The 321-nt window shown below is 67.9% G+C and carries 1 protein-coding gene; it reads left to right on the top strand.

Features of this window, described 5'->3' with window-relative positions; all coding sequences use genetic code 11:
* On the top strand, positions 1-321 hold a 321-nt coding region (locus VTU_RS28630), incomplete at both ends, for a SwmB domain-containing protein (RefSeq protein ID WP_010107399.1).

Below are 321 nucleotides of genomic sequence, written 5' to 3'. Positions count from 1 at the left end.
CGGCCATCAGCGTGAACAGCGTGGCGGTATCGGGCAAGACCGTGACGCTGACGCTGAGCCGCACCGTGGCCACTGCGGAGACCGTGACCGTGAGCTACACCAAGCCCACGGGCGACAACGTGGTGCAGGACACTGCCGGCAACGACGCAGTGAGCTTCAGCAACCAGGCCGTGACCCATGGCACCACGGCAGCCGACACCACGCCCCCGGTGCTGATCACCACCGGCGACTCGGGTCCCAAGGTCACCGGCAACCAACTGACGCTGACCTACACCGACGCGAGCAACCTGGACGCCGTGAACACCGCAGCCGCCTCGGGCC

This window comes from Verminephrobacter aporrectodeae subsp. tuberculatae At4, assembly GCF_000193225.1.
Taxonomy (GTDB): Bacteria; Pseudomonadota; Gammaproteobacteria; order Burkholderiales; family Burkholderiaceae_C; genus Acidovorax; species Acidovorax aporrectodeae.
Note: the sequence above shows the minus strand (reverse complement) of the source record. Positions and strands in the feature narration are given on the sequence as shown.